General features: G+C 71.4%; 23 protein-coding genes. 6 read left to right on the forward strand and 17 right to left on the reverse strand.

The annotated features are described in order from the left end of the window. The 7 genes from pheT to infC form a co-directional block, all read right to left on the reverse strand. Positions 1-2,005 (reverse strand): phenylalanine--tRNA ligase subunit beta (pheT, locus tag ACFWY6_RS25755; protein WP_384694728.1); only part of this gene is annotated, 2,005 nt, incomplete at its 3' end. Next, complete coding sequence (gene pheS / locus ACFWY6_RS25760; protein ID WP_384694731.1) at positions 2,005-3,132, reverse strand: phenylalanine--tRNA ligase subunit alpha; 1,128 nt, start codon at positions 3,130-3,132, stop codon at positions 2,005-2,007. The genes pheT and pheS, both read right to left, overlap by 1 nt. Positions 3,133-3,299: 167 nt before the next feature. Continuing rightward, positions 3,300-4,415 carry an ATP-binding protein gene (locus ACFWY6_RS25765; protein WP_384694734.1) on the reverse strand — a complete coding sequence of 372 codons (1,116 nt, stop codon included), beginning with the start codon at positions 4,413-4,415 and terminating at the stop codon, positions 3,300-3,302. A 52-nt stretch (positions 4,416-4,467) separates the two neighbouring features. Further along, a complete protein-coding gene (locus tag ACFWY6_RS25770; RefSeq protein ID WP_384694737.1) occupies positions 4,468-5,313 on the reverse strand; it encodes a TrmH family RNA methyltransferase in 846 nt (281 codons plus the stop codon). A 169-nt stretch (positions 5,314-5,482) separates the two neighbouring features. Then, positions 5,483-5,869, reverse strand: a complete 387-nt coding sequence (gene rplT / locus ACFWY6_RS25775; RefSeq protein WP_360772118.1) for a 50S ribosomal protein L20 — start codon at positions 5,867-5,869, stop codon at positions 5,483-5,485. A gap of 97 nt (positions 5,870-5,966) precedes the next feature. After that, a complete protein-coding gene (gene rpmI, locus ACFWY6_RS25780) occupies positions 5,967-6,161 on the reverse strand; it encodes a 50S ribosomal protein L35 (protein ID WP_135330421.1) in 195 nt (64 codons plus the stop codon). A gap of 120 nt (positions 6,162-6,281) precedes the next feature. Further along, the gene (gene infC, locus ACFWY6_RS25785) at positions 6,282-7,052 is read right to left on the reverse strand and encodes a translation initiation factor IF-3 (RefSeq protein WP_384694741.1); all 771 of its coding nucleotides are present in this window, start codon (positions 7,050-7,052) and stop codon (positions 6,282-6,284) included. A gap of 273 nt (positions 7,053-7,325) precedes the next feature. On the opposite strand from infC, the gene ACFWY6_RS25790 reads away from it, so the two are divergent. Further along, positions 7,326-7,703 carry a DUF1844 domain-containing protein gene (locus ACFWY6_RS25790; RefSeq protein WP_135330423.1) on the forward strand — a complete coding sequence of 126 codons (378 nt, stop codon included), beginning with the start codon at positions 7,326-7,328 and terminating at the stop codon, positions 7,701-7,703. A gap of 4 nt (positions 7,704-7,707) precedes the next feature. On the opposite strand, the gene ACFWY6_RS25795 is transcribed toward ACFWY6_RS25790, so the two are convergent. Genes ACFWY6_RS25795 through ACFWY6_RS25805 form a run of 3 tightly spaced genes read right to left on the reverse strand, consistent with a single transcriptional unit; the run spans position 7,708 to position 11,133 of the window. Then, positions 7,708-8,442: an SseB family protein gene (locus tag ACFWY6_RS25795; protein WP_384694744.1), complete on the reverse strand. Its 735-nt coding sequence runs from the start codon at positions 8,440-8,442 to the stop codon at positions 7,708-7,710. Between the two features lie 52 nt (positions 8,443-8,494). Then, a complete protein-coding gene (gene mycP, locus ACFWY6_RS25800; RefSeq protein ID WP_384694747.1) occupies positions 8,495-9,658 on the reverse strand; it encodes a type VII secretion-associated serine protease mycosin in 1,164 nt (387 codons plus the stop codon). Beyond that, positions 9,655-11,133 carry a hypothetical protein gene (locus tag ACFWY6_RS25805; protein ID WP_384694750.1) on the reverse strand — a complete coding sequence of 493 codons (1,479 nt, stop codon included), beginning with the start codon at positions 11,131-11,133 and terminating at the stop codon, positions 9,655-9,657. The genes mycP and ACFWY6_RS25805 overlap by 4 nt, the downstream gene beginning before the upstream one ends. A gap of 138 nt (positions 11,134-11,271) precedes the next feature. On the opposite strand from ACFWY6_RS25805, the gene ACFWY6_RS25810 reads away from it, so the two are divergent. Then, the gene (locus tag ACFWY6_RS25810) at positions 11,272-12,474 is read left to right on the forward strand and encodes an amino acid deaminase/aldolase (RefSeq protein WP_384694753.1); all 1,203 of its coding nucleotides are present in this window, start codon (positions 11,272-11,274) and stop codon (positions 12,472-12,474) included. Between the two features lie 7 nt (positions 12,475-12,481). Here the strand turns inward: ACFWY6_RS25810 and ACFWY6_RS25815 are convergent, their stop codons facing one another. The 6 genes from ACFWY6_RS25815 to ACFWY6_RS25840 form a co-directional block, all read right to left on the reverse strand. Then, positions 12,482-13,435: a DUF2510 domain-containing protein gene (locus tag ACFWY6_RS25815; protein ID WP_384694755.1), complete on the reverse strand. Its 954-nt coding sequence runs from the start codon at positions 13,433-13,435 to the stop codon at positions 12,482-12,484. Between the two features lie 28 nt (positions 13,436-13,463). Beyond that, positions 13,464-14,768 (reverse strand): haloacid dehalogenase-like hydrolase, encoded by a 1,305-nt coding sequence (locus ACFWY6_RS25820; RefSeq protein WP_384694758.1) that lies wholly within the window; start codon positions 14,766-14,768, stop codon positions 13,464-13,466. Positions 14,769-14,802: 34 nt separating this feature from the next. Beyond that, a complete protein-coding gene (locus tag ACFWY6_RS25825) occupies positions 14,803-16,095 on the reverse strand; it encodes a haloacid dehalogenase-like hydrolase (protein WP_384694761.1) in 1,293 nt (430 codons plus the stop codon). A gap of 103 nt (positions 16,096-16,198) precedes the next feature. Next, positions 16,199-16,981 carry a 3-oxoacyl-ACP reductase gene (locus tag ACFWY6_RS25830; protein WP_384694764.1) on the reverse strand — a complete coding sequence of 261 codons (783 nt, stop codon included), beginning with the start codon at positions 16,979-16,981 and terminating at the stop codon, positions 16,199-16,201. A 5-nt stretch (positions 16,982-16,986) separates the two neighbouring features. Beyond that, positions 16,987-18,354 (reverse strand): aldehyde dehydrogenase family protein, encoded by a 1,368-nt coding sequence (locus ACFWY6_RS25835; protein WP_384694767.1) that lies wholly within the window; start codon positions 18,352-18,354, stop codon positions 16,987-16,989. 7 nt (positions 18,355-18,361) lie between these two features. Continuing rightward, positions 18,362-19,732: a glutamine synthetase family protein gene (locus ACFWY6_RS25840; protein ID WP_384694770.1), complete on the reverse strand. Its 1,371-nt coding sequence runs from the start codon at positions 19,730-19,732 to the stop codon at positions 18,362-18,364. Positions 19,733-19,809: 77 nt separating this feature from the next. Between ACFWY6_RS25840 and ACFWY6_RS25845 the strand changes: the two genes are divergently transcribed. From ACFWY6_RS25845 to ACFWY6_RS25855, 3 genes are all read left to right on the forward strand, one after another. After that, positions 19,810-20,556 (forward strand): FadR/GntR family transcriptional regulator, encoded by a 747-nt coding sequence (locus tag ACFWY6_RS25845; protein WP_384694773.1) that lies wholly within the window; start codon positions 19,810-19,812, stop codon positions 20,554-20,556. A gap of 170 nt (positions 20,557-20,726) precedes the next feature. Continuing rightward, positions 20,727-22,175 carry an ethanolamine permease gene (gene eat / locus ACFWY6_RS25850; protein ID WP_384694775.1) on the forward strand — a complete coding sequence of 483 codons (1,449 nt, stop codon included), beginning with the start codon at positions 20,727-20,729 and terminating at the stop codon, positions 22,173-22,175. A 17-nt stretch (positions 22,176-22,192) separates the two neighbouring features. Continuing rightward, entirely contained in the window at positions 22,193-22,891 is a 699-nt protein-coding gene (locus ACFWY6_RS25855; RefSeq protein ID WP_384694777.1) for a gamma-glutamyl-gamma-aminobutyrate hydrolase family protein, read from the forward strand. A 133-nt stretch (positions 22,892-23,024) separates the two neighbouring features. On the opposite strand, the gene ACFWY6_RS25860 is transcribed toward ACFWY6_RS25855, so the two are convergent. After that, entirely contained in the window at positions 23,025-23,966 is a 942-nt protein-coding gene (locus ACFWY6_RS25860) for a LysR family transcriptional regulator (RefSeq protein WP_384694779.1), read from the reverse strand. A 70-nt stretch (positions 23,967-24,036) separates the two neighbouring features. Between ACFWY6_RS25860 and ACFWY6_RS25865 the strand changes: the two genes are divergently transcribed. Next, a complete protein-coding gene (locus ACFWY6_RS25865) occupies positions 24,037-25,167 on the forward strand; it encodes a TDT family transporter (protein WP_384694781.1) in 1,131 nt (376 codons plus the stop codon). Positions 25,168-25,215: the final 48 nt, after the last annotated feature.

Here is a 25,215-nt window from a genome sequence, read left to right on the forward strand (position 1 = left end):
GCAGTTCGGTGCCCGACTCGGCGGCCTGGGTGCGGGCGGCCTGGACCGCGTCGGCCCCGTCCGCCGGCCGGCCCTGCCCCCCCCCGCCGGCCTGCTCGCGGGCGCCCGCGAGGACGACGGCGGCATGGCGCGGCTGCACGGGGAGCGCGTCGGTCAGGGACGCGATCTCCTCGTCGGTGGGACGGCGGTCGACGGGCAGGCGCACGGCGATCCGCCGCTCGTCACGCGGCTCGAAGACCAGGCCGGTCTCGAAGAGCGCCAGGTCGTGGCTGCCGCGGCCTTCGTTGCGGCGCAGCGCGCCGAGCAGCCCCGGAAGCAGCGTCGTACGAAGAGCGGGCTCCTCGTCGGAGAGCGGGTTGACCAGCTTCACGACGCGGCGCTTGGGGTCGCCGGGCTCAAGGCCGAGCTGGTCGAAGACCTGCTCGCCGATGAACGGGTAGTTCGGCGCCTCGACGAAACCGCTGCCGGCGAGGGCGCGGCCGATGCGGCGGTGCAGCCGCTGCCGGTCGGTCAGGCCGCGGCCCGCGGGGGGCTTGGGCAGCGTCGAGGGGAGGTTCTCGTACCCCTCGAGCCGGATGACCTCTTCGGCGAGGTCGTTCGGCTCGGTGAGGTCGGGGCGCCAGGACGGCACGGTGACCGTCAGGGCGTCCTGGCCGTAGACGTCGCAGCCGACCTCCTGCAGACGGCGTACGACGGTCTCGCGGCCGTAGTCCATGCCCGCGACCGTGTCCGGGTGGTCGGCGGGCATGCTGATCGTGCGGGGCGCGGAGGGCGCGATGACCTCGGTGACCCCGGCGTCGGCGGTCCCGCCGGCCAGCAGGACGAGCAGGTCGACCGTGCGCTGCGCGGCGGCAGAGGCGGCCTGCGGGTCGACGCCGCGCTCGTAGCGCTTGGCCGCCTCGGAGGGCAGCTTGTGGCGCCGGGCGGTGCGGGCGATGGAGATCGCGTCGAAGTGCGCGGCCTCGATGACGACGTCGGTGGTGCCCGCCGTCTCCTCGTGGTCCGCGATCTCGGTGTTGGCGCCGCCCATGACGCCGGCGAGGCCGATCGGTCCGCGGTCGTCGGTGATGACCAGGTCCTCGGCGTCGAGGACGCGCTTGGCACCGTCGAGCGTCGTGAACTTCTCGCCCTGCTCGGCACGGCGCACACCGATCGTGCCCTCGATGCGGGAGTGGTCGTAGGCGTGCAGCGGCTGGCCGAGCTCCAGCATCACGTAGTTGGTGATGTCGACGGCGAGCGAGATCGGGCGCATGCCCGCCTTCTGCAGGCGGCGCTTGAGCCAGATCGGCGAGCGGGCCTCGGGCTGCAGGCCCGTGACCGTGCGCGCGGTGAAGCGGTCGCAGCCGCGCGGGTCGGAGATCTTGACCGGGTAGCCGGACGAGTTCGGCGCGGGCACGTCCAGGAGCGCCGGGTCGCGCAGCGGCAGGCCGTACGCGGTGGCGGTCTCGCGGGCGACGCCGCGCATCGAGAGCGCGTAGCCACGGTCCGGGGTGACGGCGATGTCCAGGACCTCGTCGACCAGCTCCAGGAGCTCGATGGCGTCGGTGCCGACCTCGTGCTCGGGCGGAAGGACGATGATGCCGCCGCTGCCGTCGTCACCCATGCCCAGCTCGTCGCCGGAGCAGATCATGCCGTGCGAGGTCTTGCCGTACGTCTTGCGCGCGGCGATCTTGAAGTCGCCGGGCAGCACGGCGCCGGGCAGCACGACGACGACCTTGTCGCCGACGGCGAAGTTGCGCGCGCCGCAGACGATCTCCTGCGGCTCGCCGGTGCCATTGGCCTGGCCGACGTCGACGGTGCAGAAGCGGATGGGCTTCTTGAACTCCGTCAGCTCCTCGATGGTGAGGACCTTGCCGACGACCAGGGGGCCGGTGAGGCCTGCGCCGAGCTGCTCGACGGTCTCGACCTCAAGGCCGACGTCGATCAGCTTGGCCTGTACGTCACGGCCGGTCTCGGTGGTGGGGAGGTCGACGTACTCCCGCAGCCAGGAAAGCGGGACCCGCATCAGATCTCCATCCCGAACGGCCGGGTGAACCGGATGTCACCCTCGACCATGTCTCGCATGTCTTCGACGTTGTGGCGGAACATCAGCATCCGTTCGATGCCGAACCCGAAGGCGAATCCGCTGTACTTCTGGGGGTCGACGCCGCAGGCGGTGAGCACCTTCGGGTTGACCATGCCGCAGCCGCCCAGCTCGATCCAGCCCTCGCTGCCGCAGGTGCGGCAGGGGCGGTCGGGGTTGCCCACGGACTCGCCACGGCACACGTAGCAGACCATGTCCATCTCGGCGGACGGCTCGGTGAACGGGAAGTAGTTCGGGCGCAGCCGCGTCTTCATGTCCGCGCCGAAGAGCGACTGGACCATGTGGTCCAGGGTGCCCTTGAGGTCGGCCATGGTCAGGCCCTCGTCCACGGCGAGCAGCTCGATCTGGTGGAAGACCGGGGTGTGCGTCGCGTCCAGCTCGTCCGTGCGGTACACACGGCCGGGGCAGACGATGTAGACGGGCGGCTCACGGTCGAGCATCGCGCGGGCCTGCACGGGGGACGTGTGCGTCCGCAGTACGACACCGGACTCGTCGCCCTCGGTCCCCTTGGGGCCCTCGACGAAGAACGTGTCCTGCATCTGCCGGGCCGGGTGGTCCGGGGTGAAGTTCAGGGCGTCGAAGTTGAACCACTCCGCCTCGACCTCGGGGCCCTCCGCGATCTCGTAGCCCATGGCGACGAAGACGTCCGCGACGCGCTCCATGAACGTGGTCAGCGGGTGCCTGGCACCGGCGGGGACGCGGTCGTACGGCAGCGTGACGTCCACCGCCTCCTCGACCAGGACCCGCGCGTCGCGCTCGGCCTCGAGCTCGGCCTGGCGGGCGGCCAGCGCCTTGCTCACGGCGCCGCGCGCCATGCCGACGCGCTTGCCGGCCTCGGCCTTGGCCTGCGGGGGCAGCGCGCCGATCTCGCGGTTGGCGAGCGCCAGCGGCGAGGTGCCGCCGGTGTGCGCGACCTTGGCCTCCTGGAGCTGTTCGAGGTCGCCAGCGGCGGCGAAGGCGGCGAGCGCCTCGTCCCGCATGCGCTCGATCTCTTCAGGTTTCAGTGCCTCGACCTCAACAGGGTCGTACGACTTGTTCGGTGCCGACATCTCTTCCCGTGCTTCCGGTTGGCTGGTGATGGTCCCCGTCTACGACTCGGAGACGAATCGTCCACATAGGGGGACGCAAACGTGCCAAGGATCGAGTCTAACGGGGGTGGCGCAGGTGAATGAGCCCGCGGGCGGTGCTCGGGCGGATCAAAGGTGATCAGTGATGATCAGAGGAGATACGCCGGAGTGCCCACGGGCAACGTAAATCGGAATTCGGCGCCGCCGGCGGGCGCGCGGCCGACGGTGATCGTCCCGCCGTGCGCCTCCACGATGCCCTTCACGATGTACAAGCCGAGTCCCGTCCCGCCGCGCTTGCTGCCCCGCCAGAAGCGGGTGAAGACACGGCCCATCGATTCCTCCGGAATGCCGGGGCCCTCGTCGCTCACGGTCACGGCCGTCGAGCAGGTCACCGAGGACGCCACATCAATGGTGACCGTTCCCTCGCCGTGCCGCACGGCATTTTCCAGGAGGTTGCTGAGCACCTGGTCGATCTTGTCGGGGTCGGCCCAGAGGTCGGGCAGCGGCTGCTCTATCCGTACGAGGAAGCGGTCCGCGTCCTGGCCGGCTGCGACATGGGCCTGGACGTGGCGGCCGACGGCCGCGCCGATGTCGACGGGCTGGCGGCGCAGTTCGAGGCGTCCGGAGTCGATCCGGGAGATGTCGAGGAGCTCGGCGATGAGCCGGGTGACGCGGTTGGCGTCGGCGTCCACCGTCTCCAGCATCAGCTTCTTCTGGTCGTCGGTGAACCGCTCCCACTTGGCGAGCAGTGTCGCCGTGAAGCCCTTGACGGAGGTGAGGGGCGAGCGGAGCTCATGGGCGACCGTGGCGATCAGCTCGGCATGGCTGCGCTCGGTGCGGCGGCGGGCCTCGGTGTCGCGGATGGACACGACGACACGGCGGACGGGCCCGGTGGGCGCGGTGCGCACATAGCGCGCGGAGACGAGGACCTCACGCCCGCCGGGGAGCAGCAGATTGCGCTCGGGCTGGGCGAAGCGGGTGGCGAGGCCGCCGTACGGATCGGTGAGCTGCCACCAGCGGCGCCCTTCGAGGTCCTCTAAAGGCAGGGCCAGCTCCAGCGGGGAGCCCAGGGCGTCGGCGGCAGGGACCGCGGTGATGCGTGCGGCCGCGGTGTTGAAGCAGATGACATGGCCCGTCTCGTCCGCGACGACGAGGCCGTCGGGCAGCTCGTCCGGGTCCAGGCCCAGGCTGCCGAGGCCGCCCGGGTCCGCGCGGGTGCGCAGGACGGTCTGCGCTCCCGGTGGTCTGCTCGTGCCGATGGTCATTCCCCGTATCCCACCTCTAGGACTGGCGTGGGCCCCCGAGTCCGTCACACTACTAGCTGGGGGTTACGGAACGGCACCCTCCCACGGCACGCTGTGCACGGGCGGAGGCATAGAGGCACACCGCCGCAGCCGTCGCGAGATTGAGGCTCTCGGCCCTGCCGTGGATCGGAACGCGCACCACGGCGTCGGCGAGTGCGCGGGTCTCCTCCGGAAGCCCCCAGGCCTCGTTGCCGAAGACCCAGGCGGACGGGGTGCCCATGGTGCCCTTGTCGAGCTCGTCGTCGAGGTCGTCCTCGCCCGCGCCGTCGGCGGCGAGGATGCGTACGCCCGCGTCCTTGAGCCCCTGCACGGCCCGCTCGACGGGTACGCCGACGGCGACGGGCAGATGGAAGAGCGAACCGACCGAAGCGCGCACGCACTTGGGGTTGTAGAGATCCACGGAGGCGTCGGTGAGGATCACCGCCTCGGCACCCGCGGCGTCGGCGCACCGCAGCACGGTGCCGGCGTTCCCGGGGTCGCGGACGTGCGCGAGCACGGCGACGAGCTTGGGCCGGGCGGCGAGGATGTCCTCGAAGGGCGTGTCCAGAAACCGGCAGACCCCGACGAGCCCCTGAGGCGTCACGGTCGTCGAGATGTCGGCGATGACGTCCTCGTCGGCGAGATGCACCCGGGCCCCGGCGGCGCGGGCCTCCCCCACGATGTCGGCGTACCGCTCGGCGGCGTCGACGGTCGCGAACAGCTCCACCAGCGTGTCCGAGTACGCAGCGGCCTCCCGCACGGCCTGCGGCCCCTCAGCGAGAAACAGCTGCTCCTTACCCCTGAAGTTCCGCTTGGCCAGCCGCCGTGCGGCGCTGACGCGCGGAGATTTGGGGGAGATCAGCTCAGGAGCGGCGGGCATCAAGTCACCTTCGGGGTGCGGGAATTGAACGGGGGCGGTCGGGCCCCGTAAGGGGCGCGGGGAACTGCGCGACCAGCCCCCGCGACCCGCAGTCGGCGGACAGCGGACGCAATCGGACCCGCAAGCCACAGGCTTGCGGGTCCGGTCACGGTTCAGCTCAACGCACGGCTTAGGCGGCGGCCTTAGGGGCGTTGACGTCCGAAGGCAGAGCCTTCTGCGCAACCTCGACGAGCGCCGCGAAGGCGTTCGCGTCGTTGACGGCCAGCTCCGCGAGGATCTTGCGGTCCACCTCGATGTTGGCGGCCTTCAGACCCTGGATGAAGCGGTTGTAGGTGATGCCGTTGGCGCGGGCAGCGGCGTTGATGCGCTGGATCCACAGCTGACGGAAGTCGCCCTTGCGCTTCTTGCGGTCGTTGTAGTTGTAGACCAGGGAGTGGGTGACCTGCTCCTTGGCCTTGCGGTACAGGCGCGACCGCTGGCCGCGGTAGCCGCTGGCCGCTTCGAGGATCGCCCGACGCTTCTTGTGGGCGTTGACTGCCCGCTTGACGCGTGCCACTTGTTAACTCCTTGTAGCGGGGCCGTGGTTGTCTTCACACGGCCCGGTATCGATTGGGTCCCGGTCAGAATTCAGGCGCCGCCTTCGGCGCCCGAACTCACTTGCCGAGAAGCTTCTTGATCTTCTTGGCGTCGCCCGGGGCCATCTCGGCGTTGCCGCTGAGGCGACGCGTCAGACGGGACGACTTGTGCTCGAGCAGGTGGCGCTTGCCGGCGCGCTCACGGAGCACCTTGCCGGAGCCGGTGATCTTGAAGCGCTTGCTGGCACCGCTGTGCGTCTTGTTCTTCGGCATAGCGCCGTTCTCTCCTCGTCAGTGGCACTCCCCGCCGGTTCCAGTTCCTGCGAACCGGCGGCAGGGAGCGTCAGTTGTATCGATTGTCATCCGGGGCGCGCGTGGGAGGCGCGTCCTGGATCAGGCCTCTGCAGGCTCCTCGGCGGGCGCCTCGGCGTCGGCGTCGGCGGGCGACTCCTCGGCGGAGTCGTCGCCGCGACCCTGGCGCTCGGCCTTGCGGGCGGCCTGGGCTTCGCGGGCCTCGGCCATGGCTTCGGTCTTCTTCTTGTGCGGACCGAGGACCATGATCATGTTTCGGCCGTCCTGCTTCGGGTTCGACTCGATGAACCCGAGGTCTTCGACGTCGTTCGCGAGACGCTGCAGCAGTCGGTAGCCGAGCTCCGGCCTGGACTGCTCGCGACCACGGAACATGATCGTGATCTTGACCTTGTCGCCCTGCTTGAGGAACCGGACGACGTGACCCTTCTTGGTGTCATAGTCGTGCGGGTCGATCTTCGGCCGGAGCTTCATCTCCTTGATGACCGTGTGCGCCTGGTTCTTGCGCGCTTCACGGGCCTTCATGGCCGACTCGTACTTGAATTTCCCGTAGTCCATGAGCTTGCACACGGGCGGACGGGCGTTCGCCGCGACCTCGACCAGGTCCAGGTCGTACTCCTGCGCAAGCTCCAGGGCCTTGGCAAGCGGAACAATCCCGACCTGCTCGCCGCTGGGACCGACAAGTCGCACCTCGGGAACGCGAATCCGGTCGTTGATGCGGGGCTCGGCGCTGATGGATCCTCCTCGGTAGCACCACGCGGCGGTCTGGCGGACAGCCGCGTTACGTCTGTGTGTTCGGACCAACAGCTTCGGCGCATAAAAAATGCCCCAGCCGATCACAGGAAGGGGCTCCATTACTACCGGAGCACCTCCGCGATGATCGCGGGGCGCAGCTCGGGCGGGCCGTAGTCTCGGGGACTGTGGCCGCCTGACCGGTGACCCGCCGCTCCGGGGAGCGGCCAGGTGGGAAGCGGAGCCTCCACTTGTGGGCCGGGTTCCTTGCGTTTGGACGCGAGTATCCGGCCGGTCGTTACACAAGGTTAGCAGGTCCCCGGGGGTGCGGCTAACCAGCGTGCGCGCGGACTCCCGCGGCGCCGCCCGCAGGGGGCTCCGCTTATCGTGTGGGACATGAGCGACGCGACCCCCACCCCCGAGTCCCCCGCAGGCGACTCCCCCGACTTCGACACCCTGACCCGCGACATCGCGGACGTCCCCGCGGTCGAGGTGATCACCACGGTGGCGGTCCACCTGATGAGCGCCGCGGCCGTCAACCTGGGCCTCGCCGAGGGCGGCGAGGGCCACAAGGACCTGGACGAGGCCCGCAAGCTGATCCACTCCCTGGCCGGTCTCATGGACGCGAGCGCCACGGAGATCTCCTCGTTCCACGCGGCCCCGCTGCGCGACGGCCTGAAGTCGCTGCAGCTGGCCTTCCGCGAGGCGTCCGACGTGCCGGACGAGCCGGGTCAGGGCCCGGGCGAGAAGTACACGGGCCCCGTCTTCGGCTGAGTCCTCACACCGTACGTACGTAAAGGGGCTCGCCCGGTGGCGTCGCCTCGGCCGGCAGCAGTGCCAGGTCGAGGCCGCTCACCAGGCGGGCCCTCAGCGTTTCGTCGGCCGCCAGGTGGCGGGCCACGCGCTGGGCGGCTTCGCCGGGGGCCGCGGAGGGGTCGATGACGAGGGCGAGGGTGCCGTCCGCGCTGCCCGCGCCGAGGTAGGCGCGCAGGACGGCGGGCTCGGCGGCGACGGCGGCGCGCACGGCCGCGGTGACGGCGGGGTCGCTCAACGGGTCCTGGCTGCGGCGGCCCTCGGAGAGGGCGATCAGGGCGGAGCGGTTGATCTCGTACGGGACCGGGCCCGCGAGGTCGAGCACGATGGTGTCGGCCTGCTCGTGGGCGGCGGCCGCGAGGGCCTGGTGCAGCGGCACGGCGACGGGCCTGGCCTCCGGGTCCCACAGGGCGAGCGACGCGGTCGAGGTGAAGGCGGGCAGCGCCTTGCGGTCGCCCGCCTTGAGGGTGGGCACCGCCATGTCGCTGGTCTTCTCGCGGCGCAGCCCGTTCTCGTCCCCTTCGACCTCGCCGAGGACGGCGACGACGGGGACGAGGAGCCGGGCGCCCGTGAGGGCTTCGAGGACCGGGCCGTGCGCGGTGCGGTCGTCCGCCCAGGCGGCGAGCGCGCTGGTCAGCCGGGGGTCGGCGGACCCGTCGTCGTCGGAGAAGCCGGGGTCCGGGATGTTCTTGTTCGCCACGGTCCCGACCCTATCGACCGTGGCAGGGGGCCCGACGACCGCGGTCCCGCTCCTAGCGGACGGGGTTTCCCTGCCGGCCGCGCCACAGGTAGACCGCCGCCGCCAGGAGAGCCACACCCAGGCCGCCCGCGACCGGGCCGACCCAGCCGGCGGGGCCGTCGTCGCCCCGGTCGGGGTCGGGTCCCGTACCGAAGTACTTCTTCTCGTACGCCGCCGAGGTCAGCCCCTGCGGCTTCAGCTTGCCGCCGTCGGCGATCGCGGCCGCCGGGTCGATGAAGCCGAAGCCTCGGGAGTCGTCGCGGCCGCCGCCGGGGACGTCGCGGGCGGTGTCCTCGAGGAGCTGCTTGATCTGGGCGGGGTTCAGGCCGGGGTGGGCGTCGCGGATCAGCGCGACGGCGCCGGAGACGAACGCCGATGCGGCGCTGGTGCCCCAGCCCTCGTAGTACTCGCGGTCCGGGTCGGCGATGACGATGTCCTTGCCGGGGGCGCTGACGGTGGCGTACCAGCGGCGGGTGGAGAAGGAGGCGCGGTCGCCGTCCTCGTCGACGGCGGTGGCGGCGATCACGCCGGGGTAGGCCGCCGGGTAGGAGATGTGGTCGCCGCGTTCGCCGCCGTTGCCCGCGGACGCGACGACGACGGCGCCCTTCTTCAGGGCGTACTGGACGGCCGCGTCCTCGGCGGGCTCGGGGTGGGCGGACTTGGAGTCGTCGCCCAGGGAGAGGTTGATGACGTCGGCGCCGTGGTCGGCGGCCCAGCGGATGCCGTCGGCCAGTGCGTTGCCCCGGGTGTTGCGGGCCTTCGCGCGGGCCGGGTCGCCGTCCTCGAGGATCACGCGGATCGGCAGGATCTTCGCTTCCGGTGCGATGCCGAGCACGCCGTCGCCGCCGCCCGCGCCGTGTCCGTGGCCCGCGATGATGCCGGCCATGGCGGTGCCGTGCCGGGCCCAGGGGCGGTCGCCCCGCTTCGCGCCGAAGCCGACCATGTCCTTGCCCTGCAGGACGTTGCCCTTCAGGTCGGGGTGCTCGGCGTCTATGCCGGTGTCCAGGACGGCGACGGTGATGCCCTTGCCCTTGGTCGTCTGCCAGGCCCGGTCGGTGTGCATGGCGTCAAGGGCCCACTGCTGGGCGCGGATGCCGTCGTCGGCGTGTGCGACGGTGGGCAGCAGGGCCAGCGATCCGGCGGCCACGGCGGCGGTCGTCAACTGACGGATTCTCATGAGGACTTCTCCGTGGCCGCGATGGTCTTGCGCAGGCCTCGCTCGACGCGGTCGGCGATGCCCTTCGCCTCGTTGCCGAGGCCTGCCTGGGCGGGGGCGGTGGTGGCGGAGGTCTTCATGGCCTCCTCGGCGGGCTCCGGTTCGGTGACCGTGCGGCCGTCGGCGAAGCCGGAGACGGCGAAGGCGACGACGGGGGCGTCCGGCAGGACGGACACGGTCCAGGAGGCGCGCTGGGCGTCGCCGAAGCCGGCGGCCGGGGTGCCCTTGGCGGCGTACGGCCGGGGCATCAGGTCGGCGCGCCGGTCGAGGCCCTCCTCCGTGAAGCGGGTGCGCAGGGAGCGCATCGCGTCGGCGTCGGCCTTGGTGAACAGCAGGCCCACCGTGGTGACATGGCTGCGGGTCGCGTCCGTGTAGGTGGCGCGCAGCAGCCGCAGGCAGCCTGCCGGGGCGAGCGCCTTGCGCAGGAGCGGGTCGAAGGCCGCCTTGCAGCCGCTGTCGGGGGCGACGGCTATCCGGGTCCAGGTGCGGTCGGCGCCGCCGGGGCCCGCGCCCTCTCCCTTGATGGTGACGGGGAAGAGCTGGTCGACGGGCACGCTGTGCCAGAGCCCGCCCGCGACGGCGTACGCGGACTGTGTGCTGCCCGCTCCCTCGGCGTCGCCGGTCAGCCAACTCCCGGTGGCCGCACCGCCGATGAGCCCAAGGCCGAGCACGACACAGGCAGCGGCGGCGGCCGCCCTGGGGCGCGCCCAGGAGCGGACGGGCCGCAGCCGGGTGGTGCTGTCGTCGTACAGCGCGGGCCGCGCGAAGGTCACGAAGGGGCGCCCGGCACCGGGGCCCGGTGTCAGGTCGACGGCACCAACTGCCCGGCGGGCGGCGGCGGTTCGGGGGGAAGTCGCCTCGGAGACCGCAGCGGGCTTGGGCGGCACCGGCGGGGGCAATCGGTAGTCGGCGGCGTCCGCAGAGGTCTCGTTCACGGGCTCGGCGCCTGTTCCGGTTTCTGCGAGGCGGGGCGGGACGGGAGGCTGCGGCGGGACGGCCGGAGGGGCGGCCGGGGCGGCAGGAGCGGCCGGGGCAGGCTCCTGCTCCGGCTCCCGTATCCGCGTCGTGCCCGGCGTGCCCGGCGTGCCCGTCGTCGCCGACGGCGGCGGCGCATCGGGGAAGCGGGCCGATGCGGGCGGTGGTGGCGGGGACGCCGGGGTCACGGATGCCGCGTCACCCTCCTGGTCCACCGGCTTCGGGGGATGCGCCGGGGCCGGGGAAACGGGCTGGCGTACGCGGTCGAAGGGCGCAAGGAGGTCCCCGAGGACGGAGTCGCCTTCGCCGTCGGGCGCCCGGTCGGCGGGCTCGGCGTCCGGGTCCACGGGTGGCACCGGCGGGCGCAGATCCGGGAAACGGGCCGCGGCGGGCGGCTGCGGCGGCGGGGGTGGAGTCGCGGGCTGTGGCGGGACGGGAGTCCGCCGCGCTTCCGTGCTCATGCACCCCCCGTTTCCTCGCTCTTGTGCGCGTAACTCTAAAGGCAGACGCAGGTCGGCAGGGAACCAGTCCGAGGGCCGGGGCGATCTGCCCGGATCGTCCCCCTACCCTCGGGTAATCGCGTCTGGCAGGCTTCGGTCATGACTGGCCGTGCCGCAGACCGAGCCCGCTACGACCGGGCCACCGCACACCTCGACGCCCCGCTCGCGATCGTCGATCTGGAGGCGTTCGACGCCAACGCCGACGATCTCGTGCGCAGGGCCGGCGGGAAGCCGATCCGGGTGGCGAGCAAGTCCGTGCGCTGCCGGGCCCTGCTTGAGCGGGTCCTTGCCAGGGACGGCTTCGCGGGGATCATGTCGTTCACGCTCGACGAGTCGATCTGGCTCGCCCGGTCCGGGTTCGACGACGTGCTCCTCGCCTATCCGTCGGCCGACCGCGCAGGATTCGCGGAGCTCACCGCCGACCCGAAGCTGGCCGCTTCGGTGACCGTGCTGATCGACGACCCCGCGCAGCTGAAGCTCATCGACGAGGCCAGGGGCGAGGGGACCGAAGAGGTGCGGGTCTGTCTCGAACTGGACACCGCCTTCAAGGTCCTCGGGGGGCGGGTGCGGATAGGGGCACGGCGCTCTCCGCTGCACTCCCCCGTCCAGGTCGCCGCCCTGGCCCGCGCCGTGGCCCGGCGGCCCGGCTTCCGGCTTGTGGGCGTGATGGCGTACGAGGGGCATGTGGCCGGGGTCGGTGACGCGGTCGCGGGGCATCCGGTCAGGTCGCGGGCGATCCGGATGATGCAGAGCGCGGCCCGCAAGGAGCTCGCGGTCCGCCGGGCGGAGACCATACGCGCGGTGCGCGCGATCGCGCCTGACCTGGAGTTCGTCAACGGCGGCGGCACGGGCAGCGTCCAGCACACGGCGGCCGAGGACGCGGTGACCGAGATCGCCGCCGGGTCGGGTCTGTACGTACCGCGGCTCTTCGACAACTACACGTCGTTCAGCGGGCGTCCGGCCGCGCTCTTCGGGCAGCCCGTGGTGCGCAGGCCCGGCGTCGGCACGGTGACGGTGCTCGGCGGCGGCTACCCGGCGTCGGGCGCCGCGGGCCCGGACCGCTCCCCCGTGCCGTACCTCCCGGAAGGGCTGCGCTACGACCCGCAGGAAGGCGCGGGCGAGGTGCAGACCCCGCTGCTCGGCGCCCCCGCCGACGATCTCCTGATCGGCGACAAGGTGTGGTTCCGGCATGCCAAGGCCGGGGAGATGTGCGAGCGGTTCGACGCGCTGCACCTCGTGCAGGGCGACCGCGTGACGGCGACCGTGCCGACGTATCGGGGCGAGGGCCACACGTTCCTCTAGTGCGGGGTCACGGTGTGGCGCCCACGCTGTTGCCCACGCCGCCGCTGGTCTCGCCCTCGCCGATCGTCCTGATGCCCTTGGTCATCTCGTCCAGGTCGGCGAGGGGCGGCGCGCCGTCGCCGGCGTCGATGGCGAAGCGGACGATGACCGGCGCCTCGGACCCGAGGCTTGAGGGGAAGGCGAGCGACTGAACGTAACCGCCGGGGCCCTTCTCGGTGTAGACGCGCCAGCGGACGAGGTATCCGGAGCGTCCTGCGACCGCCACGCTCCCCTCCTTCACCTTCTCGTGGCGCGTGATGCCGCCGAACAGTTCCCGGCCGATCGTGTCCTGGTCGTACGCCCGGTCCGCCGCGTCCTCGATGTCCCCGAGGGCCAGCGCCTTGGGCGAGCGTTCGTCGGTGGCCGTCGCCGTGCGGGAGTACACCGTGCCGTGCCGGCAGAAGCCGCCGTCGCCGGGGCAGTCGTAGGTGTCCGGCGTCCAGATGGTCGGGTCGCTGCCGACGGTGTTGTCGGCCTTCTCCCAGCCGTCGAGGACGGGGATCGTGATGCCGTTCAGCTGGTCCACGAGGTGGGAGGGGTCGGGGTCGGGCGCCGACGTGGTGGGCGTCGGGGAGGTCGGCGACGGGGTGTCCACCGGCTCCGACGTGGTCGGCGCGGGACCGCCACCCGTCGGCTCGCCGTCGTCGCCGCCGAGCACCACGACACCGGTGACGATCGACGCGACCAGGACGACCCCGGCGACGGCGAGCGCGACGACCTTGGCCCGGCCGCCGCCTCCCCCTGAAGGCACCGGCAGCTGCTGCGTCGGCGGGCCGAACCCCGGCTGCGCCTGGCCCAGGTGAGGGGCCTCGGGCGTGCGCCGGTGCTCGGTCCAGGCGGACCCGTCCCACCACCGCTCGACATGCTGTGCCGGTTGGGCCGACGGGTCCGCGTACCAGCCGGGAGGGGGCGACATGCTCATCCGGGCACTCTAAGTCGTGCCCCGAAGATCAGAACACCGAGTCCGCCTGATCAGGCACGACCGAGCCGTCCTCGCGCAGGACCGGGCCCTTGCTGCCGTCGTGTTCGTTGTACGCGGCCGTCGAGCACGGGTACGGGTCCGTCTTGCGCGGCAGCGGCTCGATGAACATGGGGTTGACCAGCCAGCGGCCGTCGGCGTTGTCGTAGGCGCGGCACATGAACTCGCTCTTGTTGCGGTTCAGGACCAGGTGGGCGCCGGTCGCGTCGCCCACGAACGTCACGTCCGTGTCGGCGTCGCCGCCGCCGAGCGCGATGCGGTGGGACCAGTCCTGCTTGTCCCAGGCCGACTTGCCCTGGACGCCGTAGATCTCCTGGTTGATCCAGCAGCGCTTGCCGTCGATGTAGGGGATGGCCTCGCCCTGGTTGACGGGGACGTCGCCGCAGCCCTGGTTCCAGGTGGTGATGCGGCCCTTGCGGTCGAGGACGGAGCGGATGGCGATGGTGTGCTTCCGGTCGATGCCGACACCCCCCTTGCCTGCAGCCCAGACCTCGGTGACCGGCTCCGAGCCCGCCGAGACGATGTAGACGTCGAACCCGGCCTTCTTGAGCGTGCGGATCAGGTCGCGCTGCTGGTCGTAGTAGCGGGCGTACGCGGGGATCTCGTGCGTGCCGACGGTCTGGGTGGCGCCGACGGGGGCGGCCAGGGCCTCCTTGCGGGCCTTCGCGGCGTACGACTCCAGTTCGGGGACGGTGTGTCCGGCGAAGAGCTGGGGCACCCAGGCGTACTGCGGGACTGTGTGCCGGTGGTCCCAGTCCCCGGCGAAGGCGGCGGCGCCGCTCATCGTCTTCCCGTCCTCGCGGACCTCGAAGATCTCGTCCGCGCAGTCGGTGTCGGTGGAGGTGGGCAGCGGCTTGCCGACCGGCACGTCCGTGCCGCAGGCGGCGGTGAGCGCCTGGTCGGCCTCGTCCGTCATCCACTTGCTGGTGGACTTCCAGCTGACGGGACGCAGGATCTTGTCGTGGTGGAGGGACCAGGCGATCGTCGCGTCGGTGATGTCGTTCTTGACGACGGTGTTGTCCCAGTCGAAGGCGGCGACCGGACGCTTCTGGTCGTGCCCCCGGTGGGAGCCGCAGCGGCCGCGCTCGTCGATCATCTGCTGGAGCCGGTCGCGGTTGTCGCCGTACCAGGTCAGCTTCTTGGACAGCTGCGGGCAATGGGCCTTCGCAGCGGGGGAGTTCGCGGGCGTGGCGGCGGCCGCGGGGAGTGCCGCGGGCCCGGCCGCCAGAGTGGCGGCCGTGGCCAGCGTCAACGCCAAGGCATGTCTGTTGCGCATACGCATGGACCGTACATCAATCTCTGAGGCCTGGTCAGGTCCCGTGCACCGTGTCCTGCTGGTCGGGGATGACGGAGCCGTCGGTGCGGCGCACCGGGCCCTCGGCGCCGTCCCGTTCGGTGTAGCCGGTGCTGGCGCACGGATAGGGCTCGGCGAGCCTGCCCTTGGGTTCGATGAACATGGGGTTGACCAGCCAGCGGCCGTCGCCGTTGTCATAGGCGCGGCACATCAGCTCGTTCTTGTTGCGGTTCAGGACGAGGCGCAAGGCCGTGGCGTCGCGCAGGAAGGAGATGTCGGTGTCGGAGTCGCCGGCCGCGAACACCTGCCGCTTCTGCGCCGGTTGGACCTTCTCGGCGGCCGCGCCCCGCACTCCGTAGATCTCCTGGTTGATCCAGCAGCGCTTGCCGTCGATGTACGTGATCATCGAGTCGTCGCCGTCCTCGACGGTGCCGCAGCCCTTGAGGTGCTGGGTGAGCGTGCCGTGCGCGGTGACGTTGCGGATGCCGATGGTGTGCCGGGCGTCGACGCCCACGCTCCGCGCCCAGACCTCGGCGACGGGCTCGGGCGAGGCGGAGACGACGTACACGTCGAATCCGGCCTTCTTGAGCGTACGGATCAGGTCGCGCTGCTGGTCGTAATAGCGGGCCCAGCCGGTGAACTTGCCGGTGCCGACGGTCTGTTCGGTGCCCATGGGCGCGGCGAGGTTCTCCTTGCGGGCGGCCGCCGCGAAGCCCTTGACCTGGCGGGTTGACCAGCCCTGGGTGAGCTGGGCGAGCCAGGCGTACTGGGGCTCCATGCGGCGGTGGTCGAAGCCGTCGAAGGCCGCTTCCCCGCTCTTGGTGGTGCCCTCCGCGTAGACGGAGGCGATCTCGTCGGCGCAGTCCGTGTCGCGGCCGGTGGGCAGGGTGGTGCCGGTGGCGGGGCAGGCCTTGGTGAGGGCCTTGGCCGCGGGGTCGGTGAGGTAGCGGCTCGTGGTGTGCCAGTCGGCGTTCTCCGGCGTACGTATCTTGCTGTTGCGAAGCAGCCAGAACATGGTGGCGTCGCCGACGTCGTTCTTGATGACCGTGTTGTCCCAGTCGAAGGTGGCGACGGGCTTGGCGCCGCCTCTCCGATGCCGCTCGCCGCACTTCCCGTACGTGTCGATCATCTTCTGGATGCGGGCCTTGTTCTCGCCGTACCAGCCCTTGGAGACGGTGAGGTCGGGGCAGTGCGCGGCCTCGGGCCGTGCGGGCTGCGTGGCCTGAGCGGTGGCCTGGACGGTGACGACACCGGCTGCGGCGACGGCGAGGACTGCGGTGGCCGCGGTGGCGCGGCGCTTGAAGTTCACGAACACACTCCCGTGTTTACGCAGGTCAGCCGGGCGTCGTGCGACGCCCGGCTGACGGGTGGGTGGCTGCTGGGTGAACTGCGGGGTGAACCGCGCGTGGGGCCTACAGCGGGGTGACGTACGCCCCGGTGAGCCCGCCGTCGACGAGGAAGTCCGTGGCGTTCACGAACGAGGAGTCGTCGCTGGCGAGGAACGCCACGGCGGACGCCATCTCCTCGGCCTCGGCGAAGCGGCCCACGGGGATGTGCACGAGGCGGCGCGCGGCGCGCTCGGGGTCCTTGGCGAACAGCTCCTGGAGCAGCGGGGTGTTGACCGGACCCGGGCAGAGCGCGTTCACGCGGATGCCCTCGCGGGCGAACTGCACGCCCAGCTCGCGGGACATGGCGAGGACGCCGCCCTTGGACGCGGTGTACGAGATCTGGGACGTCGCCGCGCCCATCCTCGCCACGAACGAGGCGGTGTTGATGATCGAGCCCTTGCCCTGCTGCCGCATGTAGGGGATGGCGGCCTTGCAGCACAGGTAGACGGAGGTGAGGTTGACCTCCTGGACGCGCTTCCAGGCCTCCAGGCCCGTGTCCAGGATGGAGTCGTCGTCGGGCGGCGAGATGCCCGCGTTGTTGAACGCGATGTCGACCGAGCCATAGGTGTCGTACGCGGTCTTGAAGAGCGCGTCGACCTGCTCGGCGTCGGTCACGTCGACCTTGACGAAGGTCCCGCCGACCTCATCGGCGGCGGCCTTGCCCGCACTCTCGTCGATGTCGCCGCAGACGACGTTGGCGCCCTCGGAGGCGAGGCGGCGCGCGGTGGCGAGGCCGATGCCGCTGCCGGCACCGGTGATGACGGCGGTGCGGCCTACCAGGCGGCGGCAGATGTTCTGGTCTGACATAGGGCTCAGGCCTCCGTGCTGATGAAGACGTTCTTGGTTTCCGTGAAAGCGGCGAGCGCGTCCGGGCCGAGCTCGCGGCCGAGTCCGGACTGCTTGTAACCCCCGAACGGGGTCCAATAGCGCACGCTGGAGTGCGAGTTGACGGACAGGTTCCCGGCCTGGACGGCTCCGGACACCCGCAGTGCGCGGCCGACGTCCCGCGTCCAGATGGACCCGGACAGGCCGTACTCGGTGGCGTTGGCCAGGCGGATCGCGTCGGCCTCGTCGTCGAAGGGCAGGACGACGGCGACCGGGCCGAAGACCTCCTCCGTCGCCACCGGCGCGTCCGCGTCGACGTCGGTGAGCAGCGTCGGCGGGAACCAGAAGCCGGGGCCTTCGGGGGCCGTGCCGTGGATTCCGCTGCCCTCCGGGACGTATGAACGCACCCGCTCCAGCTGGGACTTGGAGATCAGCGGGCCCATCTGCGTCTTCTCGTCGGACGGGTCGCCCACGACGATCGACTCGATGGCGGGCCGCACGATCTCCAGGAAGCGGTCGTACACCGAGCGCTGCACGAGGATGCGGGTGCGGGCGCAGCAGTCCTGGCCGGAGTTGTCGAGATACGACATCGGGGCGGCGAGGGCGGCGGCTTCCACGTCGGCGTCGGCGAAGACGATGTTCGGGCTCTTGCCGCCGAGTTCGAGCGTCAGCCGCTTCACGCGGTCGGCGCACTTGCTCATGATCTGCTTGCCGACGCGGGTCGACCCGGTGAACACGATCTTGGCGACGCCGGGGTGCTCGACCAGGGCGTTGCCCGCGATGCCGCCGACGCCCGGCAGGACCTGGAAGAGACCCTCGGGAAGGCCTGCCCGCAGGGCGAGTTCGGCGAGCCGGAGCGCGGTCAACGGAGTTGTCTCGGCGGGCTTCAGGATGACCGCGTTGCCGGCCGCGAGCGCGGGGGCGGTGCCCCAGGCGGCGATCGGCATGGGGAAGTTCCAGGGCGCGATGACGCCGACGACGCCGAGGGGTTCGAGGATCGTGACGTTCAGACCGCCGGGTACGGGGATCTGACGGCCGCTCAGCCGTTCCACTCCCCCGGCGGAGAAGTCGAGGAGGTCGCGGACGTTGCCTGCCTCCCAGCGTGCGTTGCCGATGACGTGTCCGGCCTCGCGCACCTCCAACCGGGCGAGTTCTTCCAGGTGTTCATCGACGGTGACCGCGAAGCGGCGCAGCAGGCGGGCGCGGTCGGCGGGGGCGACGGCGGCCCACTTCGCCTGGGCCGCGGTGGCGCGTGCGACCGCGGCGTCGATGTCCTGTGCGGTGGCGGCGGGGACGGTCGCGACGACCTCTTCCGTCGCCGGGTTCAGTACGTCGAGGTTCTGTACGTCGAGCAAGGGTGCCTCACATACGTTCGAAGGAGCGGCGGAGCTCCCAGTCGGTCACCGCGGAGTCGAAGGCGTCCAGTTCGACCCGCGCCATGTTGCTGTAGTGCGCGACGACCTCATCGCCGAAGGCGGCCTTGGCGATGGGGCTGTTCTCCCAGAGCTCGGCGGCCTCGCGCAGCGTGGTCGGCACATGTGCGTAGTCGCCGGTGTAGGCGTTGCCCGTGCACTCCTCGGGCAGTTCGAGCTTCTGCTCTATGCCGTGCAGGCCCGCCGCCACGAGTCCGGCGACCGCGAGGTGCGGGTTCACGTCGCCGCCCGGCAGGCGGTTCTCGAAGCGCATCGAGCGGCCGTGGCCGACGACGCGCAGTGCGCAGGTGCGGTTGTCGTAGCCCCAGGCGGCGGCGGTCGGCGCGAACGATCCTGGCCGGAACCGCTTGTAGGAGTTGATGTTGGGCGCGTAGAGGAGCGAGAAGTCACGGAGCGCGGCGAGCTGCCCGGCCAGGAAGTGGCGCATGACGGGCGACATGCCGCCGGGGTCGTCCGCGGTACCGGCCATGGCGTTGTTGCCGTCGGCGTCCGCGAGCGAGAGGTGGATGTGACAGGAGTTCCCCTCGCGCTCGTTGTACTTGGCCATGAAGGTGATCGAGACACCCTCCTGGGACGCGATCTCCTTGGCGCCGGTCTTGTAGACGGCGTGCTGGTCGCAGGTGACGAGGGCGTCGTCGTACTTGAACACGATCTCGTGCTGGCCGGGATTGCACTCGCCCTTGGCCGACTCGACGACCAGGCCCGCGGCGGTCATGTCGTTGCGGATGCGGCGCAGCAGCGGCTCGATGCGTCCGGTCCCGAGCACGGAGTAGTCGATGTTGTACTGGTTCGCCGGGGTCAGGCCCTTGTAGCCGGAGTCCCAGGCCTGCTCGTAGGTGTCCTTGAAGACGATGAACTCGAGCTCCGTGCCGACGTTGGCGGTGTAGCCGAGCTCGGCGAGCCGGTCGAGCTGGCGGCGCAGGATCTGCCGGGGCGCGGCGACGACGGGTGAGCCGTCGTTCCAGGCGAGGTCCGCGATGAGCATCGCGGTGCCCTCGTTCCAGGGGACACGGCGCAGGGTGCTCAGGTCGGCGTTCATCGCGAAGTCGCCGTAGCCGCGGTCCCAGGAGGACATCGCGTATCCGTCGACGGTGTTCATCTCCGTGTCGACGGCCAGGAGGTAGTTGCAGCCCTCCGTGCCGTGCTCCAGGACCTCGTCCAGGAAGAAGGGTGCGGCGAACCGCTTGCCCTGGAGCCGCCCTTGCATATCGGGGAAGGCCAGGACGACAGTGTCGATCTCGCCGCTCGTGACGAGAGCACGCAGCTCTTCGACCCCGAGCGGGGGTGTGCGGTCTGCCACGGGAAAATCCTCCTTGGGTCAGCCGAGAGCCATAAGGTATTGCCGAGAACCATTGATTGGGAAGGGGGTACGGCCAGATGTCGCAGACGGATGCCGACGACGCGAGCGCCGCGACCGATGACCGGCTGACGCCGGTCCTTCGCCCCGTGCGGGCGGGCAACGGCTTCGAGGAGGCCCTGGAGCAGATCCTCCAGGTCGTCCGTCTCGGCCTGGTGCCCGGCGGTGAACGCCTGCCGTCGGAGCGGGAGTTGGCCGACCGCCTCGGCATCAGCCGGGTCACGCTGCGCGAGGTCCTGAAGGTGCTCCAGGACCAGGGCCTCGTCGAGTCGCGGCGCGGCCGCTACGGCGGCACGTTCGTGCGCCCGCGCCCCGAGGCGGCCGGCGAGGACGAGCTGCGGCGGCGCGTTGCGGACGTCGACGTCGAGGACGCGCTGCGCTTCCGCGAGGTCCTGGAGGTCGGAGCGGCCGGGCTCTGCGCGGCGCACGGCCTCGACGACGAGCAGCGGGAACGGCTGCGCGCGGCGCTCGCGCAGACCCATGACGCCCCCCTGTCCGAGTACCGCCGCCTGGACACCCTGCTGCATCTGACGCTCGCCGAGCTGTGCGGCTCGCCCTCGCTCACGGCGCAGTACGCGGCGGTCCGCGCGACCGTGAACGACCTCCTGGACTGCATCCCCCTCTTGGTACGGAACCTGGAGCATTCGCAGCGCCAGCACACCGCACTCGTGGAGGCGGTGCTCGACGGGGACGCGGACGGGGCGCGGGAGATCATGCGCGAGCACTGCGCCGGGACGGCCGCCTTGCTGCGGGGTTTTCTGACATAAGGGGCGCGGTGAGGGGTGATTAACCGCGGCGTAACGCAGGGGTCTTGATTTCTCGCCGGTGGCACGGCAAAGGTATGGATCCGTTCCATTGAGTCACCTGAGTTCACCTGAGTTCACCTGAGTGATCCAGCCGCCGAGCCGCAGTGCCGCCGCCGCATAGGAGCCGTGCCATGACCGTGGAGTCCACGAAGCCACCCACCACCGCCGAGCCGGCGGACGACTATCTGGAGCGAAGAACGCTGCGCCGGGGCAGCGCGGGCTGGCTCCTGCTCACCGGGCTCGGCGTCGCGTACGTCGTCTCCGGCGACTACTCGGGCTGGAACTTCGGCCTGGCGGAGGGCGGCTTCGGCGGCCTCGCGATCGCCATGGCCTTCATGGGCCTGATGTACGCCTGCATGGTATTCGCCCTGGCGGAACTGTCATCCGTGCTCCCCACCGCGGGCGGCGGCTACGGCTTCGCGCGCCGGGCGCTCGGCCCCTGGGGCGGCTTTCTGACCGGCACGGCGATCCTCATCGAGTACATCCTGGCGCCGGCCGCGATCGCCATCTTCATCGGCGACTACGTCGAATCCCTCGGCCTCTTCGGCCTCACTTCCGGCTGGCCGGTGTACCTGGCCTGCTTCGTGATCTTCATCGGCATCCATCTCTGGGGTGTCGGCGAGGCGCTGCGTTTCAGCTTCGTGGTGACCGGCATCGCGGTGGCGGCGCTGCTCGTCTTCGCGGTCGCGGCGTTCATGGACTTCGACGCGTCGAAGCTGAACGACATCGCGGTGGACTCATCGGCCTTCGGCTCCAACTCCTGGCTGCCGATGGGCCTGTTGGGCATCTGGGCGGCGTTCCCGTTCGGCATGTGGTTCTTCCTCGGCGTGGAGGGCGTCCCGCTCGCGGCCGAGGAGACCAAGGACCCGGCCCGTACGCTGCCGCGTGCGATCCGCTGGTCGATGGCCATCCTCATCGTCCTCGCGCTCCTCACGTTCTTCGCATCGGCGGGGGCGCGCGGCGCGAACGCCATCCAGGAGGCCGGCAATCCGCTGGTGGAGGCGCTGCAGCCGGACGGCAAGGCGACGACGCTCAGCCGCATCGTCAACTACGCGGGCCTCGCGGGCCTGGTGGCCTCCTTCTTCTCCCTGATCTACGCGGGATCGCGCCAGCTCTTCGCACTGTCGAGGGCGGGGTATCTGCCGAAGTTCCTGTCGCTGACGAGCAGCCGGAAGGCCCCCTACCTGGGCCTCCTGGTGCCCGGGGCGATCGGCTTCGGCCTTGCGGCGGCGACCGGGGACGGCGCCCGGATGCTGAACGTCGCGGTGTTCGGCGCCACCATCTCGTACGCCCTGATGTCGCTCTCGCACATCGTGCTGCGCCGCCGCGAGCCGGGCCTGGAGCGCCCCTACCGCACGCCGGGGGGCACTCTGACCTCCTCCGTCGCACTGGTCCTTGCCTGCTCGGCGCTGGTGGCGACGTTCCTGGTGGACGTGACGGCGGCACTCATCGCGCTGGGGGTATATGTGGTGGCAATCGCGTACTTCGGCTTCTACAGCCGCAAGCGGCTCGTGGCACGGGCGCCGGAGGAGGAGTTCGCGGCACTGGCCGCCGCGGAGGCGGAACTGGAGCGCGGCTGAGCATGAGGGAGATGAAGGTGAGCGGGACCGACAGGCCACTGATCGGCATCAGCACCTACCTGGAGTCGAAGGCGCGCTGGCGTGTGTGGGAGCTCGATGCGGCGCTGCTGCCGGCGGGCTACCCGCGCCTGGTCCAGGCGGCGGGCGGCAGCGCGGCGATGCTTCCGCCGGACGATCCTTCGTACGCCGCCGAGGTCGTCGCCCGTGTCGACGGCGTGGTCATCGCGGGCGGCCCCGATGTCGAGCCGGTCCGCTACGGCGCGGAGCCCGAGGACCACACGGGGCCGCCCGCGCGGGAGCGGGACGCGTGGGAACTGGCCCTGATCGAGGCGGCGTTGGCGTCGGGGACGCCGCTGCTCGGCATCTGCCGGGGGATGCAGCTCCTGAACGTGGCGCTGGGCGGAACGCTCACCCAGCACATGGAGGGGCATGTCCAGGCGGTCGGCGTCTTCGGGACGCACGAGGTGAAGCCGGTGCCGGACACGCTGTACGCGTCGATCGTGCCGGAGGCTTCGACGGACGTCCCCACGTACCACCACCAGGCGGTGGCCCGTCTGGGCCGGGATCTCGTGGTCTCGGCCCACGCGGACGACGGCACGGTGGAGGCGGTCGAACTCCCCGGCTCCGCCTGGACGTTGGGGGTTCAGTGGCACCCGGAGATGGGGGAGGATCTGCGGGTGATGCGGGCCCTGGTGCGGGCGGCGGGGGCGGCGTAGGCATCCTGCCGGGGCCGATACCGCCGGGTAATCGGGTGGGCGGGCGGGAAAGGCTTTTCGCCGAAGGCGGGCGGCGCCAGGGCACCCCCGGGCGCCTTCAGCACCGGCCAGAGGCAAGGCACCCCCGGCCGCCCTAAGCCCGCGTCAAAGACAACAGATCCCGCGCCGGCCCAGTAGGCCGGTGCCCCGTAGGCCACACCGCCCGCAGCTCGCGCCGCAACCGCACCTCCGCCAACGGAATCTCCACCAGCCGCCGCGAAGCCAACTCCTCCCCCACCGCCAGCTCACTCAGCACGGCGGGCCCCGCCCCGCTCACGGCGGACGCCTTCACCGCCGTGGTCGACGACAGCTCGATCAGCGGCCGCGCAAGCCCGCCGAGCGCCGCGTCGAGGACCTGCCGGGTCCCCGACCCCTCCTCCCGGAGGATCAGCGGAGTCGCCGCGAGCTCCGAGGCCCCCAGCGGCTTCCGGCGCCGCGCCCACACATGCGCCGGCGCCGTGACGACGATCAGCCGGTCGTGGGCGATGACCGCCGAGTCGAGCCCGCTCGGCACGGTAAGACCCTCGACGAAGCCGAGGTCCGCCTCCCCGGAGAGCAGCCGCTCCGCCACCACCGTGGAGTTGCCCGCGAGGAGCGACACCGCCGTGTCGGGCCGCGCCGAACGGAGCGCGATCAGCCAGCCAGGCAGCAGATACTCCGCGATCGTCATGCTCGCCGCGACCCGCAGCCGCGAGTCCCGCCGGTCCCGCAACGCCTGCGCCCCCGCGTCGAACGCCTCCGCCGCCTCCACGATCCGCCGCGCCCAGTCCGTGACGAGCGCCCCCGCGTCGGTGAGCCGCGAACCGCGCGGCGACCGGTCCACGAGCGCCACCCCGAGCTGCCGCTCCATGGACCGGACGCGGCTGCTCGCGGCGGGCTGGGTGATGCCGAGCTCCCGCGCGGCCCGCCCCAGGCTGCCGAGCCGCGCCACGGCGAGCAGCAGCTCGAGCGCTCCGAGGTCCGGCACGCGATGGGCGAGCGGTGCCCCCGGCGGCGTATCGGAGAACTCGGCAGGAGTGGATGACGTCGTACTCATAAGCCCAGGTTATGCCCTCATAGGGGCATGACTCCTGGTGGGGGACCCGGCGAGGAAGGACCGTGGACGCATGGTCACCGTCGCCCACCCGCAGGCCCCCGCGCGCAGCGTCCGCCGCAGCGCCCCCGCCACCCGTCACCTCGCTCCGAACTGGTACGCCGCCGTCATGGGCACGGCGATCATCGCCAACGCGGGCGCCACCCTCCCCGGCCCGGTCGGCGGACCCGGTCTGCGGACCGCCTGCGCGGCGGTCTGGGCGCTCTCCCTGCTGATGCTCACCGCGCTGCTCGCCGCCCGCACCCTGCACTGGGTCCACCACCGCGACCAGGCCCGCGCCCATCTCCTCGACCCGGCCGTCGCCCCCTTCTACGGCTGTCTCGCCATGGCCCTGGTGGCGGTCGGCGGCGGCGCCCTCCTCCTGGGCGAGGACTGGATCGGTACGGGCGCGGCGGTGGCGCTCGGCACCGTGCTGTTCACGGCCGGCAGCGTCATCGGCCTCGCGGTGGCCGTGGCGATCCCCTACCTGATGGTGGTCAGGCACCGCATAGAGCCGGGCCAGGCATCCCCCGTCTGGCTCCTGCCCATCGTGGCGCCCATGGTGTCCGCCGCCGTCGGCCCCCTCCTCGTACCCCATCTCCCGGCGGGACAGGCGCAGGAGACGCTGCTCTTCGCCTGCTTCGCGATGTTCGGCCTGAGCCTGCTCGCAACGCTGGTGATGCTGCCCATGATCTTCGCCCGCCTGATGACCGGCGGCCCCCTGCCGCTCGCGCTCACACCCACGCTGTTCCTGGTCCTCGGCCCGCTCGGCCAGTCGACCACGGCGGTCAACAAGTTCGCCGACACGGCCGCTTCGGGCGTCGTCCCCGCCCCCTACGACCAGGGCTTCGCGGTCTTCGCCGTGCTCTACGGCGTCCCGGTGATGGGCTTCGCCCTCCTCTGGCTCGCCCTCGCGGCCGCGATGGTGCTGCGGGCCCGGCGCCGGGGCATGCGCTTCGCGATGACCTGGTGGGCGTTCACCTTCCCCGTCGGTACATGCGTCACGGGCGCCGAGGGCCTGGGCAAGCACACCGGCCTCGCGGTCTACGACTGGCTGGCCGTCGCCCTGTACATCGTTCTGGTGGCGGCCTGGGCGGTGGCCCTCACCCACACCGCACGCGGCCTCCTCAGCGGAAAGCTGCTCGCGACACCTCCGCAGAAATGACTTTGACACCACAAGCCCGTCGCCTCGCCCGGAGGTAATTTTACCGGC

It is taken from the genome of Streptomyces sp. NPDC059037 (assembly GCF_042740015.1).
Taxonomy (GTDB): Bacteria; Actinomycetota; Actinomycetes; order Streptomycetales; family Streptomycetaceae; genus Streptomyces.